At 63.1% G+C, this 14,559-nt stretch carries 14 protein-coding genes and 1 pseudogene; 3 read left to right on the top strand and 12 right to left on the bottom strand.

Annotated elements, in window-relative coordinates; all coding sequences use genetic code 11:
- Positions 1-91: 91 nt before the first annotated feature.
- Entirely contained in the window at positions 92-529 is a 438-nt protein-coding gene (locus tag BMW74_RS23160) for a DUF3995 domain-containing protein (protein ID WP_093426457.1), read from the top strand.
- Positions 530-784: 255 nt separating this feature from the next.
- Here BMW74_RS23160 and BMW74_RS23155 read toward each other — a convergent pair whose 3' ends face one another.
- From BMW74_RS23155 to BMW74_RS23125, 7 genes and pseudogenes are all read right to left on the bottom strand, one after another.
- Positions 785-1,153, bottom strand: coding sequence for a Na+/H+ antiporter subunit G (locus BMW74_RS23155; protein ID WP_093426456.1), 369 nt, complete (start codon positions 1,151-1,153; stop codon positions 785-787).
- A complete protein-coding gene (locus BMW74_RS23150; protein ID WP_093426455.1) occupies positions 1,150-1,428 on the bottom strand; it encodes a K+/H+ antiporter subunit F in 279 nt (92 codons plus the stop codon). The genes BMW74_RS23155 and BMW74_RS23150 overlap by 4 nt, the downstream gene beginning before the upstream one ends.
- Positions 1,425-1,913, bottom strand: a complete 489-nt coding sequence (locus BMW74_RS23145; protein ID WP_093426454.1) for a Na+/H+ antiporter subunit E — start codon at positions 1,911-1,913, stop codon at positions 1,425-1,427. Before BMW74_RS23145 ends, BMW74_RS23150 begins: the two co-directional genes overlap by 4 nt.
- Positions 1,910-3,595 (bottom strand): monovalent cation/H+ antiporter subunit D, encoded by a 1,686-nt coding sequence (locus tag BMW74_RS23140; protein WP_093426453.1) that lies wholly within the window; start codon positions 3,593-3,595, stop codon positions 1,910-1,912. The genes BMW74_RS23145 and BMW74_RS23140 overlap by 4 nt, the downstream gene beginning before the upstream one ends.
- Positions 3,592-3,936, bottom strand: coding sequence for a Na+/H+ antiporter subunit C (locus tag BMW74_RS23135; protein ID WP_093426452.1), 345 nt, complete (start codon positions 3,934-3,936; stop codon positions 3,592-3,594). Before BMW74_RS23135 ends, BMW74_RS23140 begins: the two co-directional genes overlap by 4 nt.
- Entirely contained in the window at positions 3,936-6,860 is a 2,925-nt protein-coding gene (locus BMW74_RS23130) for a monovalent cation/H+ antiporter subunit A (RefSeq protein ID WP_093426451.1), read from the bottom strand. Before BMW74_RS23130 ends, BMW74_RS23135 begins: the two co-directional genes overlap by 1 nt.
- A 169-nt stretch (positions 6,861-7,029) precedes the next feature.
- A pseudogene (locus BMW74_RS23125) lies at positions 7,030-8,008 on the bottom strand (DMT family transporter).
- A 15-nt stretch (positions 8,009-8,023) separates the two neighbouring features.
- Here BMW74_RS23125 and BMW74_RS23120 point away from each other — a divergent pair.
- Positions 8,024-8,587 (top strand): helix-turn-helix domain-containing protein, encoded by a 564-nt coding sequence (locus BMW74_RS23120; protein ID WP_093426450.1) that lies wholly within the window; start codon positions 8,024-8,026, stop codon positions 8,585-8,587.
- A 191-nt stretch (positions 8,588-8,778) separates the two neighbouring features.
- Here the strand turns inward: BMW74_RS23120 and BMW74_RS23115 are convergent, their stop codons facing one another.
- The 5 genes from BMW74_RS23115 to BMW74_RS23095 all read right to left on the bottom strand — a co-directional run bounded on the left by BMW74_RS23115 (position 8,779) and on the right by BMW74_RS23095 (position 12,913).
- A complete protein-coding gene (locus tag BMW74_RS23115; RefSeq protein ID WP_093426449.1) occupies positions 8,779-9,546 on the bottom strand; it encodes an SDR family oxidoreductase in 768 nt (255 codons plus the stop codon).
- Positions 9,547-9,574: 28 nt separating this feature from the next.
- Entirely contained in the window at positions 9,575-10,642 is a 1,068-nt protein-coding gene (locus BMW74_RS23110; protein ID WP_093426448.1) for a phosphotransferase family protein, read from the bottom strand.
- A gap of 140 nt (positions 10,643-10,782) precedes the next feature.
- A complete protein-coding gene (locus BMW74_RS23105) occupies positions 10,783-11,748 on the bottom strand; it encodes a 2-hydroxyacid dehydrogenase (protein WP_093426447.1) in 966 nt (321 codons plus the stop codon).
- 140 nt (positions 11,749-11,888) lie between these two features.
- Positions 11,889-12,320 (bottom strand): hypothetical protein, encoded by a 432-nt coding sequence (locus BMW74_RS23100; protein ID WP_093426446.1) that lies wholly within the window; start codon positions 12,318-12,320, stop codon positions 11,889-11,891.
- An 80-nt stretch (positions 12,321-12,400) separates the two neighbouring features.
- The gene (locus BMW74_RS23095) at positions 12,401-12,913 is read right to left on the bottom strand and encodes a DUF4822 domain-containing protein (protein WP_093426445.1); all 513 of its coding nucleotides are present in this window, start codon (positions 12,911-12,913) and stop codon (positions 12,401-12,403) included.
- 414 nt (positions 12,914-13,327) lie between these two features.
- Between BMW74_RS23095 and BMW74_RS23090 the strand changes: the two genes are divergently transcribed.
- Positions 13,328-14,559 (top strand): serine/threonine transporter (locus tag BMW74_RS23090; protein WP_093426478.1); only part of this gene is annotated, 1,232 nt, incomplete at its 3' end.

Below are 14,559 nucleotides of genomic sequence, written 5' to 3'. Positions count from 1 at the left end.
TGACGCGGGTATTGATGGAGCGCAACGCGCCGGCAAGTCGTGTGGTCTAGGCTGTCTTTTTTTCCTGTCAACGATTGAAGGAGCCTTGATCATGACGTTTGTGCTTGCCCAGTGGGTCGTCACCACCTTCGTACTGATGAGCCTGATCCACGTGTATTGGGCGCTGGGCGGTCGATGGGCCAGTGATGCGGTGGTGCCACAGGTGTTGGACGGGGCGGGAGCGGGGCTGCGGCCCGCTTTCAAACCTTCCCCCCTAGTGACCCTGGCGGTGGCGCTGGCACTGCTGTTGATTGCCGTGTTGGTGAGCCTTCGGGTCGGCTTTCTGGTGCCAGCGATAGACCATTGGTCGCTGCAATGGCTGATCAGCGCGATTGCCTTGCTGATGTTCGCCCGGGCCATCGGCGATTCGAGCCTGGTGGGCTTCTTCAAGGAACACGTCGGGTCCCGATTCGCCCGTCTCGACACCTGGGCCTATTCGCCGTTGTGTGTGGTGCTGGGAGCGGGCTTGCTGGCAGTGGCCTGGGCCTGAGGTCCAATCAAGGTGGGAGCAACTGTTAGCCATGCCGCTCGTCACCGCCATCGCCGGCAAGCCGGTCTCGCTCCCACAGGAATCTGGGTGAGCCCGTAGGAGCGAGGCTTGCCCGCGAACCGGCCAGTCCATCCAACATCAATGTCGTCAGGTTTACCGCCTTCGCGGGCAAGCTTCGCTCCTACAAGGAATCCACCCCTCTCACCTCAGAGTTTATTCCCAGATCAAGACACAAGCCTCAGGGCTTGCGGTGTACTAGCTGCCGCTGTCGGTGCGCCGGCTACTGATCTCGCTCGGCACGTCATCGCCGGCCATGCGCTTGCGGAACAACGCCGTGCGGGCCAGCAGCAGGGTGGTGACCGGCATGGTGATCGCCAGCAGTATCGGGATCAGCCAGGCGTGCAGCACTGGGCTGTGCTTGAGCGCCGAGAAGTAGGCGATCGACGCCAGTGCCACGCACCAGGCGCCCAGGGTCGAGGCCAGGGCGGGCGGGTGCATGCGCTGGAAGAAGTCCTTGAGGCGCAGCAGGCCGATGGCGCCGATCAGCGCGCACAGGCTGCTGACCACCAGCAGGATGGCCACCAGGATCTCCACCCACAGGGGCAATTGCTCCAATTCGTTCATTCGATCACCTCGCCACGCAGCAGGAATTTGGCCAGGGCGAAGGAACCGACGAAGCCGAACAGCGCGATCAGCAGCGCCGCCTCGAAGTACGTGTCACTGGCATAACGGATGCCCAGCACCAGCATCATCAGCATGGCGATGATGTACAGGTAGTCCAGCGCCAGGACCCGGTCCTGGGCCGACGGGCCCTGGAACAGCCGGATCAGGGTCAGCACCATGGCCAGCGAGAAAATGAACAGGCTCAGCACGACGGCATTGGAGAGCAGGGCACTCATTCGAAAATCTCCATCAGGGGACGTTCATAGGCGGTCTTGAAGTGTTCGATGAAACTCGCCTCGTCAGCCAGGTCCCAGACGTGCAGCAACAGGATGCTGCGGTCCAGCGCCAGCTCCGACCACACGGTGCCGGGCACCACGGTGGTGATCATCGACAGTGCCGCCAGGCCGTTGGCGTCGCGCAGGTCCAGTGGCACCTTGATAAAGCGTGAGCGCGGCGGCGTGCGCCCGGCGTTCAAGACGCCCCAGGCCACGGCCAGGTTGGAGACCAGCACGTCCAGTCCGACCCGCAGGAACAGGCGCAGGATCACCCCGGGACGGCGAATGCGGATCGGCAGCGGGCGCAGCTTGCGCATCATCAGGGGCGCGCAGAAGCCGAGGATGGCGCCCAGCACCAGGTTGCCCGGGCTGAGCGACAGGTTCAGTACCAGCCACAGCACCCACAGGGCCAGCGACAGCCACGGCGCAGGGAACAGGCGCTTCATGGTTGCACCGCCTGGATCGTCGCGTGGGTCTCGGGGTTGGGTACGACGCGGGTGCCGAGTACGGCCATCACGTATTGCGTCGGATCGTTCAAGCTGTCAGCGGCGGCCTGGGTATAGCGCATCAGCGGTTCAGCCTTGAACGTCAGCAGGATACTCAAGCCCAGCAGGGCAAAGATCGGCACGCACTCAAGACGGCGCAGCACCGGCGAGGGGCGCTCTTCGGGGGTCCAGAAACGCTGGATGCCCAGGCGTGAGAAGGCGATCAGCGAGGCCAGCCCCGAGAGAATCAGCAGCGCCAACAGGCTCCAGGCCGCGCTGGAAATCGGCTGGCCCGCCGAGGCCCCGAAGCCCAGTGGATTGAGCAGGGCGCTCAGCAGCGCGAGCTTGCCGATGAACCCGGAGAGCGGCGGCATGCCAATGATCAGCAGGGCGCAGGCGATGAAGCTCAAGCCCAGGAACGCCATGGTCCAGGGAATCACCTGGCCGACCACGGCCTGCTGCTCGTCGTCGAGGTTGGTGCCTTTGGTCGGCAGCGAGGGCTCCAGCGGTCGAGGCAAGGCTTCGATTTCATCGTCCAGCGGGATTTCGATGGCCGTGCGCGAGCGCTCGATCAACTCGGCCAGCAGGAACAGCGCGCTCAGTGCCAGTGTCGAGCTGACCAGGTAGAACAAGGCCGCACCCACCAGGTTCGGCTGGGCGAAGCCGATGGCCGACAGCAGGATCCCCGCCGACACCAGGATGCTCAGGCTGGCCATGCGCTCCAGGCGTCGGGCCGAGAGAATCGCCAGGGCCGCGCAGACGATGGTGGCCATGCCGCCGTAGATCAGCCACTCGCCGCCAAAGTACGACGACGCGCCGGCTTGCCCGGAGAACAGCAAGGTCCACAGGCGCAGCAGGGTGTACACGCCGACCTTGGTCATGATCGCGAACATCGCCGCCACCGGCGCGCTGGCCGAGGAGTAGGCCGGCACCAGCCAAAAGTTCAGGGGCCACATCCCGGCCTTGGCCAGGAACGCCACCGCCAGGATGCCGGCACCGGCGTGCAGCAGGCCGCGATCGGCCTCGGACACCAGCGGGATCTTCACCGCCAGGTCAGCCATGTTCAGGGTGCCGGTGACGCCGTAGATCAGCGCCGCGCCAATCAGGAACAGCGACGAGGCCAGCAGGTTGATCGAGATGTAATGCAACCCCGCCGACACCCGCTTGCGCCCCGAGCCATGCAACATCAGGCCATAGGAGGCGGCCAGCAGCACTTCGAAGAACACGAACAGGTTGAACAGGTCCGCCGTCAGGAAGGCCCCGTACAGGCCCATCAACTGGATCTGGAACAGGGCGTGGAAGCTCGAGCCGGCCTTGTCCCAGCGAGCCATGGCGAATACCAGGGCACTGACGCCAATGATCCCGGTCAGCACCAGCATCAGCGCCGAGAGGCGGTCGACCACCAGCACGATGCCGAAGGGCACCTGCCAGTTGGCCGGCAGGTAGACGCCGATCGAATCGGGACCGTCTTGTTGCTGGGTCCAGAGCAACAGCAGCACCGAGATGCCCAGGCCCAGCAGGCTGGAGAACAGGTTGAGGCGGGCCTTGAGGGGGCGGTGTTTCTCGCCGAGCATCAGCATCAGGGCGGCCGTCAGCAGCGGCAGCAGGATCGGGGCAACGATCAGATGGGGCATCAGGCTCATTCTTTAGGCTCCCGGCCATCCACATGGTCGGTCCCGGTCAGGCCCCGGGAGGCCAGCAGCACCACCAGGAACAACGCGGTCATGGCGAAGCTGATGACGATGGCGGTGAGGACCAGCGCCTGGGGCAGCGGGTCGGTGTAGTGCAGCAAGTCCTGTGGCACGCCGTCCTTGACGATGGGCTCCTTGCCGATGAACAGGCTGCCCATGCTGAAGATGAACAGGTTGACTCCATAAGAGAGCAGGCACAGGCCCATCACCACCTGGAAGGTCCGTGGCCGCAGCACCAGCCACACCCCGGAGGCCGCGAGTACGCCAATGGCAATTGCGATGACTTCTTCCATCAGGCGGCTCCTACCGTCGGTTGCGCAGCGGGTTTTGACTGGCTGGTGGGCTTGTGGCCTCGCACCGATTGGTGCGCCAGTGCGGTCAGGATCAGCAGCGTCGAGCCAACGACCACGGCGTACACGCCAACGTCGAAGAACAGCGCGCTGGCGATGTGGATGTCGCCCAGCAGCGGCAGGCTGAAGTGCCAGGTGTGGGTGGTGAGGAACGGATAGCCGGCGACCATCGCTCCCAGGCCGGTGACCGTGGCGAACAGCAGCCCGGTGCCCATCCAGCGCACGGGGCGCAGGCTCATTTGTGCCTCGACCCATTGGGTGCCGGCGACCATGTACTGCAGGATGAACGCCACCGACATCACCAGCCCGGCGACAAAGCCGCCGCCGGGCTGGTTGTGTCCGCGCATGAACAGATAGAACGACACCACCAGGGCGATCGGCAGCAACAGGCGCACCAGCACAGCCGGCACCATCATGAAGCCCAGGGCGGTATCGCTGGCGTGGCGCGGGTTGACCAGGTCGGTGACCACGTCGGGCGCCAGCAGGCGCTGTTGCGCCGGCAGTTGCATGCTTTCCTTGGGTGGGCGGAAGCGTCGCAGCAGCGCGTACACCGCCAGCGCCACGGCCACCAGTACGGTGATTTCCCCCAGGGTATCGAAGCCCCGGAAGTCCACCAGCATCACATTCACCACATTGGTGCCACCGCCTTCGGGCAGGGCGCGACTGAGGTAGAACGACGAAATGTCGTTGGGGGTCTGGCGGGTTAGCATGGCGTAGGACAACACGGCCATGCCCAGGCCGACGGCAACCGACAGCGCCAGGTCGCGCAGGCGGCGAATTCGCGCCTTGGGCACGCTGCCGGGCAGTGGCGAGACGTCTTCGATCCGCCGTGGCAACCAGCGCAGGCCCAGCAGGATCAGCACCGTGGTCACCACCTCGACCACCAGTTGGGTCAAGGCCAGGTCCGGCGCCGAGAACCAGACGAAGGTGATGCACGTCACCATGCCGCAGACGCTGACCATGGTCAGGGCCGCGAGACGGTGATACTTGGCTTGCCAGGCGGCGCCCAGGGCGCAGGCAATCGCCAGCAGCCACAGGGTGACGAATACGATGGAGCCCGGGATCTTCGGTCGGTCGCCCCAGCTCAGGTGGCTGTGCAGCATCGGGATCAAGCCCGCCAGCACGGCCGCCAGCACCAGCAGGAACAGCTGGGTTTGCAGGCGCTTGGTGCTGATGCGGCCTTCCAGCGTGCGGGCCAGGCGCATCATGCTCACCAGGCAGCGCTCGAATAGTTGCTTGCCGTCGAGTCGGCCAATCAGTGGCGGGTAGTTGAAGCGCCCTTGCTTGAGTGGGTTGCGCAGCAGCAAGTAGAGGACGATACCGCCGCCCATGGCGACCAGGCTCATGATCATCGGGGCGTTGAGGCCGTGCCAGATCGCCAGGCTGTACTCCGGCAGCGTGCCGCCCACCACGGGCAACGCGGCGGCCGCCAGCAGCGGGCCGACCACCTGTGCCGGGAAGATCCCGACGATCAGGCAGGTGAACACCAGCAACTCCACCGGCGCACGCATCCAGTGCGGCGGCTCGTGCGGGGTGTGGGGCAGGTCGGTGGCGGTCGGGCCAAAGAACACGTCCACGGTAAAGCGCAGTGAATAAGCGACGCTGAACGTGCCGGCGATGGTGGCGATGATCGGCAGGCTGGTCTCGACCCAGGCCGTGGCGTTGATGAACACGGTTTCGGCGAAGAACATCTCTTTGGACAGGAAGCCATTGAGCAGCGGCACGCCGGCCATCGAGGCGCTGGCCACCATGGCCAGGGTCGCGGTGAACGGGATCAGGCGGATCAGGCCATTGAGCTTGCGGATGTCACGGGTACCGCTTTCGTGGTCGATGATCCCGGCGGCCATGAACAGTGAAGCCTTGAAGGTCGCGTGGTTGAGGATGTGGAACACTGCCGCGACCGCCGCCAGCGGGCTGTTGAGGCCCAGCAGCAGGGTGATCAGGCCCAGGTGGCTGATGGTCGAGTAGGCCAGCAGGCCCTTGAGGTCGTTCTGGAACATCGCGCAATAGGCGCCGAGCAACAGCGTACAGGCGCCGGCCCCGCTGACGATGTAGAACCATTCTTCACTGCCCGACAACGACGGCCACAACCGGGCCAGCAGGAACACCCCAGCCTTGACCATCGTCGCCGAGTGCAGGTAGGCCGAGACCGGTGTGGGCGCGGCCATGGCGTGGGGGAGCCAGAAGTGGAAGGGGAACTGGGCGCTTTTGCTCAAGGCGCCGATCAGGATCAGGGGCAACAGGATGGGGTAGAGGGTATGGGCGCGAATCAGGTCGCCGGCGGCCAGGACCTTGTCAAGGTCGTAGCTGCCCACCACATGGCCGAGCAGCATGACCCCCGCCAGCAGGCATAGACCGCCCGCACCGGTGACCATCAGCGCCATGTAGGCGCCGCGCCGGGCGTCGGCGCGGTGGTGCCAGTAGCCAATCAACAGGAAGGAGAAGAGGCTGGTCAGTTCCCAGAAGAACACCATTTGGATCAGGTTGCCGGAGATCACCAGCCCGAGCATGGCGCCCATGAACGCCAGGAAGAAGGCAAAGAAGCGCGGCACCGGGTCATCCGGCGACATGTAGTAGCGCGCATACAGCGACACCAGGGAGCCGATGCCCAGCACCAGCAGGGAGAACAGCCAGGCGAAGCCGTCCATGCGCAGGACGAAGTTCAAGCCCAGGCTGGGCAACCAGAAGAATTCTTCGCGAATCACGCCGCCATCGGCGATCTGCGGGTACAGCAAGGCCACCTGGACGGTGCCAATCAAGGCGATCAGGCCAGCCAGAATCGATTCAGCGTTACGTGCGTTGTGCGGCAGCAAAGCCGCCAGACAGCTGCCAATAAAAGGCAAAAGCAGTAGAACTATCAGGGACATAGGCTTCTATTCTGCGTAAGTTTGTGAGGAATCATACGTGCCGAGCCCCGGATCACCAACTGCCAAGCTGTGGCAGGATCCTACAAGGTAAGCTGAAAATGCTGGTTTTACATTGTTTCGCTACCGGGCTGACGCCTTTGAGCGGGGATTCAGTGACATCGCTGGGGGGCTACGCCTGGACTTCAACCGCCCGTTTAGTCTTCAACTCGCTGACAATCACCGCCAGCACAATCAACGCCGCTCCCAGCAATGCCAACCCCGGCAGCCGTTCCCCGGCAATGCGCCCGACAATCCCGGCCCAGACCGGCTCGCCGGCATAGATCAAGGTGGCGCGGGTCGGCGAGACGCTTTTCTGCGCCCAGTTCATCGCCAATTGGATGACCGCGCTGGACGCCCCCAGGCCCAGGGCACTGGCCAGCAGGAACCAGGAAAACGACGGCAAGGCTTCCTGGGTGGGAACGATCATCGCAAACGCCAGCACCGAGGTGGTCGCCAATTGCACCACCGTCACCCGGCGCACATCGACGCGCCCGGCGTAACTGCTGATCAGGATGATCTCGGCGGCAATCGCCACGGCGCTGATCAGGGTGACGATCTCACCGCTGCTGAAATCCAGCGAGGCCCCGGCGGGACCCGAGATCAGCATCAGCCCGGCAAACGCCAGCATGATGCCAATGCTCGGCATCAAGCCGGGACGGCGACCCAGCACCAGCCATTGCAGCAGCGGAACGAAGGGCACGTAGAGCGCGGTGATGAACGCCGACTGGCTACTGAGAATGGTCTGCAAACCGACGGTTTGCAGGCCGTAGCCGATCATGATCGCCACGCCGATGAACACCCCCGCCTTGACTTCGAACAAGGTCAGTTCACCCAGGATGCGCCAGGAGAACAGCGCGACGATGAGGGCCGCGGCGGCAAACCGCAGGCCGACGAAAAACATCGGGCCGCTGACGGTCATCGTCATCTGGATCAGTAGGAAGGTGGCGCCCCAGATCATGGTGATCAGCACCAGCACGCACTCGGCCTTGCTCAAGCCCAGGAAGGCGGGCGCAGGGGTGGGGGTGTTCATCGACGTCATGGTCTTGCGCGCTCCCTTGGGTGCGACGCACAATGCGCCGGCCGCTGGGCAGTATACTGCCCAGCCCCATCAGGTGAGCAATACAGTGCACAGAGATTCCGGGCCACGCGCCTCCGTCCTCCAACACGTCAGCCAGAATGTCCGGCGCCTGCGCTTGCGGGCCCTGCTGAGCCAGAGCGCGCTGGCGGAGAAGTCCGGGGTCAGTCGGCGGATGCTGGTGGACATCGAGGCGGGCGAGAAAAACGTCAGCCTGACCACCCTCGACCGCGTCGCTGCCGCGCTGGATGTGGCCTTCAGTGACCTGATTCAGGCCCATGATGCCCCGGACCCGAGCCGCATCAACGAGGTGGCGTGGGCCGGCGTGGTCACGGGCAGCCACGCCGTGCTGCTGGCCAAGGCCAGCGCCAGCCGCGAGGTCGAACTGTGGCAGTGGCGTCTGGAGCCGGGCGAACACTACGTGTCAGAAACCGACCCCGATAACTGGAGCGTGCAGGTGTTTGTCTTCGAAGGCAGCCTGACGCTGGTGCTGGGGGAAGAGGAACGCGTCCTGGCGAGCGGCGAGTTCTGCAGCTTCGCCAGCAACGTGCGACACGCCTACCGCAACGACGGCGCAGTTGCCGTGCGCTACATCCGCAACGTGGTGATTTGAGATCAGCGAGGCCGGCGGCGAATACAACCACCACGCCCGACCCAGATCCCCTGTGGGCACGAGAGCGGCTTGGCGGCGATGGCGGCAAGTCTGGCGACATCGATGTGAATGGGCTGGCCTCTTCGCGGGCAAGCCTCGCTCCTACGGGCTCAATCCAGGCTCGCTCCCACTTTGGGTTAGGGGTCAGGTCATCAGGACAAGAACCCACCATCGACATTCAGCGACACCCCGGTGGTGTAGCTGGAGGCATCGCTGGCCAGGTACAGCACCGCGCCGGCCATTTCGCTGGGGTCGGCCACGCGCTTGAGCGGGATCTGCAGCAGGGCGGTCTTGAGGATCGCGTCGTTCTTGACCAGCGCCGACGCGAACTTGGTGTCGGTCAGGCCGGGCAGCAGAGCGTTGCAGCGAATGCCGAACGGCGCGCATTCCTTGGCGAACACCTTGGTCATGTTGATCACGGCGGCCTTGGTCACCGAGTAGATGCCCTGGAACACCCCCGGTGAAACCCCATTGATCGACGCCACGTTGATGATGCTGCCACCGCCGTTCTCGCGCATCAGCTTGCCGGCTTCCACCGACATGAAGAAATAGCCCCGGATGTTCACGTCGACGGTCTTCTGGAAGGCACTGAGGTCGGTGTCCAGCACGTTGCAGAACTGCGGGTTGGTGGCCGCGTTGTTGACCAGGATGTCCAGGCGCCCGAACTGCTCGCGGATCCCAGCGAACACTTCATTGATCTGCCCCATCTCGCCGATATGACACGCCACGGCCGTGGCCTTGCCGCCGGCGGCGATGATGGCATCCGCCACATGCTGGCAACCGTCGAGCTTGCGGCTGGAGACGATCACGTGGGCGCCTTGCTGGGCCAGCAGCTTGGCGATGGCCTCGCCGATGCCCCGGCTGGCGCCGGAAACGAAAGCGATTTTGCCGTCGAGGTCGAACAACTGAGTCTTGGACATGAAGGTTTCCTTGTTGTGGGGCCGGCGGTCAGAGGCTGGACTTGTTGATGACTTGCAGGCTCATGTGCTCCAGCAGTTTGTTCATGTGAATGAACTGCGCGAAGCGTTTGTCCTGGGTCTGGCCATGGAAGAAGCGGTAGTAGATCTGCTGCACGATGCCGGCCAGACGAAACAGGCCGTAGGTGTAGTAGAAATCGAAGTTATCGATCTGGATGCCTGAACGTTCGGCGTAGTAGTCGACAAATTCGCGACGCGTCAGCATGCCTGGCGCGTGGCTTGGCTGGCGGCGCATCAGTTGCACGGGCGGCGGGTCGCCGGCTTCGATCCAGTAGGCGAGGGTGTTGCCCAGATCCATCAGCGGATCGCCCAGGGTGGTCAGTTCCCAGTCCAGCACGCCGATGATCTGCATCGGGTTGTTGGGGTCGAGGATCACGTTGTCGAAGCGGTAGTCGTTGTGCACGATGCTCGACGTCGGGTGATCGGCCGGCATCTTGTCGTTGAGCCAGGCCTTGACCGTTTCCCACAGGGGCGCATCCGGGGTCAGGGCTTTTTCATAGCGCTCGCTCCATCCCTTGATCTGCCGGGCGACATAACCTTCTGGCTTGCCCAGGTCAGCCAGGCCGCAGGCGCGGTAGTCGACGCGGTGCAGTTCAACGAGCGTGTCGATGAAGCGCTTGCACAACGCCTCGGTCCTGGTCGCATCCAGCCCCAGCTCCGTTGGCAGTTCGGCGCGCAGGATGATGCCGTTGACCCGTTCCATCACATAGAACTCGGCACTGATCACCGACTCGTCGGTACAGTGCACATAGGCTTTGGGGCAGTACGGGAAGCCGTCCTTGAGCTGGTTGAGGATGCGGAACTCGCGGCCCATGTCGTGGGCGGACTTGGCCTTGTGGCCAAACGGCGGACGCCGCAGCACCAGTTCGTGGCCGGGGTATTCGAGCAGGTAGGTCAGGTTCGAGGCGCCCCCGGGAAACTGGCTGATCCGGGGCGTGCCGCTCAAGCCCGGAATATGCGCCTTGAGGTACGGATCGATCAGGCTGGCATCCAGCTCTTCGCCAGCGCGGATACGGGTGGACTGGTCATTAAGCGCCATGCTTATCCCTTCTGCTGATTCTTGAGGCCTTTGGGGCCCAATCTAATGCGCGCACCCGGCCGCCACAACCACGGCGCTCCCTTATAGGTGAGCGTGTTGCCGGTTAATCATTGTTTTTGATACAGGCGTTTGAAAGTGCCTCAATGCACGGTAGGCCGCACGGCGGGCGGCAGCGCGACTGGCGTCAACACCGGATGGTTGGAGAAGAACGCCAGCAGGTTCTGCCCCACCAACTCCACCGTGGCCTGCAGCGCTTCGGGCGACAGCCCGGCGACGTGGGGCGTGAGGATGACATTGTTCAGGACCTTGAGCGCGTCCGGCACCTGGGGTTCGGCATCGAACACGTCGAGGGCCGCACCGGCGATACGCCGTTGCTCCAGTGCGCTGATCAAATCGGCGGTGACGATGACGCTGGCCCGGGCGATGTTGACGATAAAACCGTGGGGGCCCAAGGCGTCCAGTGCCTGCTTGTTGATCAGGTGCTGAGAGCCAATGCCGCCGGGGGTGCAGATGACCAGGAAGTCCGAGGCCCGGGCCAGTTCGGTGGGGGTGGCGCAGAACTCATAGGGCACGTCGCTGCGCACCTGGCGGTTGTGATAGCTGACGCTCATGTCGAAGCCGGCGGACGCACGCTTGGCGATGGCCATGCCGACGGCGCCCAGCCCGAGGATGCCCAGGCGCTTGCCGGCCAGCGAAGGGCGCATGATTTTTGGCCATTCACCCCGACGCACGGCGGCGTCGGCGCGGGGAATGTCGCGGACCAGGGCCAGCAGCAGGGCCATGGCGTGGTCGGCTACCGAGGGGGCGTTGACCCCGGCGCCATTGGTCACGGTGATGCCTCGGTCGCTGGCGGCCTGCAGGTCGACATGCTCGTAGCCGGCGCCAATCACGCAAATGATCTTGAGGTTGGGCAGGGCGGCGATTTCTTCGGCGTACAAGCCCAGCGGGCCTCGGGTCAGTACCGCGTCGATATGCCGGCCCTGGCTGCTGATGGCCTGGGCCCGCTCGGCGGGGGTCGGCGCGAGGATCAGGTGAAAGCCCTGGTGTTCAAGGATGGGTAAATAGTCGTTGATGGTTTCAACCAGTACCAGGACGGTGGCGGGCATGCTGGGCAGCTCTTGTTGTGGGGTTGGATGCCTGGATTATGGAGCATATTTGTCCGGTGAAAGGCTGGGGGGACGAAGAATGTTGCGCCTGGCGACCACAGGCCCATGCCACGGCGCGGCACGGGCCTGTGGGGCTGCGGTTATTGACCCGCAGGCGTCTGGCGCGCCTTGTCTTGTTCGGCCTGGGCGATCGCCCTGAAGTCATAGGTCGGGAAGAACTCTGTGCGATAAGGGCCCCAGGCGCCGTTCTCAACGGCGAGATTGACCGCAGGCAGGCGTGAGGCCGGGAATCGTAGGACGATAACCTGGCCGATGCCCATGGTGATATTCCAACTAACCACTTCTACGCCCGCCGGTGGGAATACCTTGTAAAACTCCTGTTTGGCAATTTGGGCACGCAGTTCACTTAATGGGCGCGACTGGTCGTGTTTAAGGAAGACCGTCAGCATCACGGCATTATCGGCGCTAATCACCGGATCTTTGGTTGCAGCGGATTGCGCAGTAGCGCCACCGGAAAAAGTGGCAGCCAGCAGGCATGTCGAAAACAACAGGGATACGAATCCAGTCTTCATGGTGGAATACCTTGTTATAGAGGAGTTGTATAAGTAGTGAAATCAGGTGGCAGTGAAGTTACGGATATCTTGCGAAGGATTTAATCGGGCGGGGGCATTTTTATCGGCCCTATATGCGGGGCGTGATAAGGCGCATGAACCACATAAATGCGCACGGGTGCATTACCCTCGACCATGTCGCGAGGGACTTCGCGCGAGTAGGTGAACTCCTGGTTGTTCAGCACTTCCAGCCGCCTGGCGACGGTCCGGACCGAACCTTTGTCAGGGACCAGGACGTGGGACTTTTGATCGCCGGTGACAAAGAAGTAACCACCGCCGCCTTGTTCGTATTTTGATAACTGGGTATCGGTATAGAAGAATTCATAACGATTGCGCTGGGGGTCCCACATGGAGATGCCCACTACACCGGGATACTTGTCCTTGACGTCTACCTCGGGGGTGCCCTCTATATAAACCTTGGTGGTCAACCAGTGTGGGGAAGATGCCAGTGCTTGTGCATCAGTAATGCGCTCGCTTGTTCGTGCAAGGGTTGTCAGTGGGTTGAGCAATCCGATAACAAGCAGGCTGGTAAGAACGGCTGGGTATTTTCCCATCAGTAAATCCTTGCTTAGTTAGTTGTGAGGGTGGTGGGGAATATAGGCTTGATATAAAGCGAGTTCAATGCGTGGGAAAACCCCTGTAACAAAATGCCGAAAGGTGAACTTGATGTAAGTAAGTCGCTGTAGGATTAATCTATTGTTTAATGTTGTTAGTTTAAAAAAGGGCGCTGCCCTCAGGCTGATTGAGGGCGCAGTCATGCCGGGAATGGGACCCGGGCAGGCGCTGTGCGGCCTCTAAAAAGACGCCGGAGCCCACTGGTTCAGCGCACCGTTCCTCAGCTAAGTCTTTGCTTATTCAAGAGAATCCCGGACAATCGCGCCCCTGTAACGGTGAGGGTGCTGTCTGTCGGACTTTTCCGGTTCGCCCTCGCTGTGCGGCAATGAACCGGAATGCGGAGACCCGAGCGGATGAATGATCAGGCCAATAGCGTCGATGAGCGCTATGCAGCAGCGACACCCGTAAGTCTTAGCGGCTGGGATCGCCATGACACCACCTGGATGCTGGGCCTGTTCGGCACGGCGATTGGCGCGGGCACCTTGTTTTTACCGATCAACGCTGGGCTGGGCGGTTTCTGGCCGCTGCTGATCCTCGCGTTGCTGGCGTTCCCCATGACGTTCTACGCGCACCGTGGCCTGACCCGCTTCGTGTTGTCCGGTCGCGAAGGCGCGGACATTACCGAGGTGGTGGAAGAGCACTTCGGGATCAAGGCCGGGGCCCTGATCACCTTGCTGTACTTCTTCGCGATCTTCCCGATCCTGCTGGTCTACAGCGTTGCCCTGACCAACACCGTGGGCAGTTTCCTTGAACACCAGTTGCACATCGCGCCGCCACCGCGGGTTGTCCTGTCACTGGTGCTGATTCTCGGCCTGCTGGCCGTGGTGCGGTGCGGCGAGCAAGTGATCGTCAAGGCCATGAGCCTGATGGTCTATCCGTTCATCGTCGCACTGCTGTTCCTGGCCGTGTTCCTGATCCCGCACTGGAACGGCGGCATCCTCGCCACCGCGAGCACCGTGCCCGAGCCTTCGGCGCTGCTGCACACCCTGTGGCTGGCGATCCCGGTGATGGTGTTCTCGTTCAACCACTCGCCGATCATCTCGGCCTTCGCCGTGGACCAGAAGCGTCGCTACGGCGCCCACGCCGAACAGCGCAGCGCGCAGATCCTGTCCCGCGCCCACCTGCTGATGGTGGTGATGGTGCTGTTCTTCGTCTTCAGTTGCGTGCTGACCTTGTCGCCGGCGCAACTGGCCGACGCCAAGGCACAGAACCTGTCGATCCTGTCGTACCTGGCCAACCACTTCGACAACCCGACCATCGCCTTCGCCGCGCCGTTGATTGCCTTCGTGGCCATCTCCAAGTCGTTCCTGGGCCACTACATCGGTGCCAGCGAGGGCTTGAAAGGCCTGATCGTGAAAACCGGCAAGCGTCCGAGCGCCAAGGCCCTGGATCGCATGGTGGCGGCGTTCATGCTGGTGGTGTGCTGGATTGTCGCGACGTTGAATCCAAGCATCCTGGGCATGATCGAAACCATCGGTGGCCCGGTCATCGCCGCGATCCTGTTCCTGATGCCGATGTACGCCATCCACAACGTCCCGGCCATGGCCCGCTTTCGCGGCCAGGCCTCCAATGTGTTCGTGACGGC

It is taken from the genome of Pseudomonas sp. ok272 (assembly GCF_900109995.1).
GTDB lineage: Bacteria > Pseudomonadota > Gammaproteobacteria > Pseudomonadales > Pseudomonadaceae > Aquipseudomonas.
The sequence above is the reverse complement of the archived record's forward strand: the minus strand, read 5'-3'. Positions and strand labels throughout refer to the sequence as shown.

What these genes read in the sequence shown, in the direction of transcription:
- BMW74_RS23105 (WP_093426447.1), bottom strand. Translation starts at nt 11,748, where the DNA reads ATGCCCGCCACCGTCCTGGTACTGGTTGAAACCATCAACGACTATTTA.
- BMW74_RS23155 (WP_093426456.1), bottom strand. Translation starts at nt 1,153, where the DNA reads ATGAACGAATTGGAGCAATTGCCCCTGTGGGTGGAGATCCTGGTGGCC.
- BMW74_RS23110 (WP_093426448.1), bottom strand. Translation starts at nt 10,642, where the DNA reads ATGGCGCTTAATGACCAGTCCACCCGTATCCGCGCTGGCGAAGAGCTG.
- BMW74_RS23115 (WP_093426449.1), bottom strand. Translation starts at nt 9,546, where the DNA reads ATGTCCAAGACTCAGTTGTTCGACCTCGACGGCAAAATCGCTTTCGTT.
- BMW74_RS23140 (WP_093426453.1), bottom strand. Translation starts at nt 3,595, where the DNA reads ATGAGCCTGATGCCCCATCTGATCGTTGCCCCGATCCTGCTGCCGCTG.
- BMW74_RS23160 (WP_093426457.1), top strand. Translation starts at nt 92, where the DNA reads ATGACGTTTGTGCTTGCCCAGTGGGTCGTCACCACCTTCGTACTGATG.
- BMW74_RS23135 (WP_093426452.1), bottom strand. Translation starts at nt 3,936, where the DNA reads ATGGAAGAAGTCATCGCAATTGCCATTGGCGTACTCGCGGCCTCCGGG.
- BMW74_RS23130 (WP_093426451.1), bottom strand. Translation starts at nt 6,860, where the DNA reads ATGTCCCTGATAGTTCTACTGCTTTTGCCTTTTATTGGCAGCTGTCTG.
- BMW74_RS23150 (WP_093426455.1), bottom strand. Translation starts at nt 1,428, where the DNA reads ATGAGTGCCCTGCTCTCCAATGCCGTCGTGCTGAGCCTGTTCATTTTC.
- BMW74_RS23145 (WP_093426454.1), bottom strand. Translation starts at nt 1,913, where the DNA reads ATGAAGCGCCTGTTCCCTGCGCCGTGGCTGTCGCTGGCCCTGTGGGTG.
- BMW74_RS23095 (WP_093426445.1), bottom strand. Translation starts at nt 12,913, where the DNA reads ATGGGAAAATACCCAGCCGTTCTTACCAGCCTGCTTGTTATCGGATTG.
- BMW74_RS23100 (WP_093426446.1), bottom strand. Translation starts at nt 12,320, where the DNA reads ATGAAGACTGGATTCGTATCCCTGTTGTTTTCGACATGCCTGCTGGCT.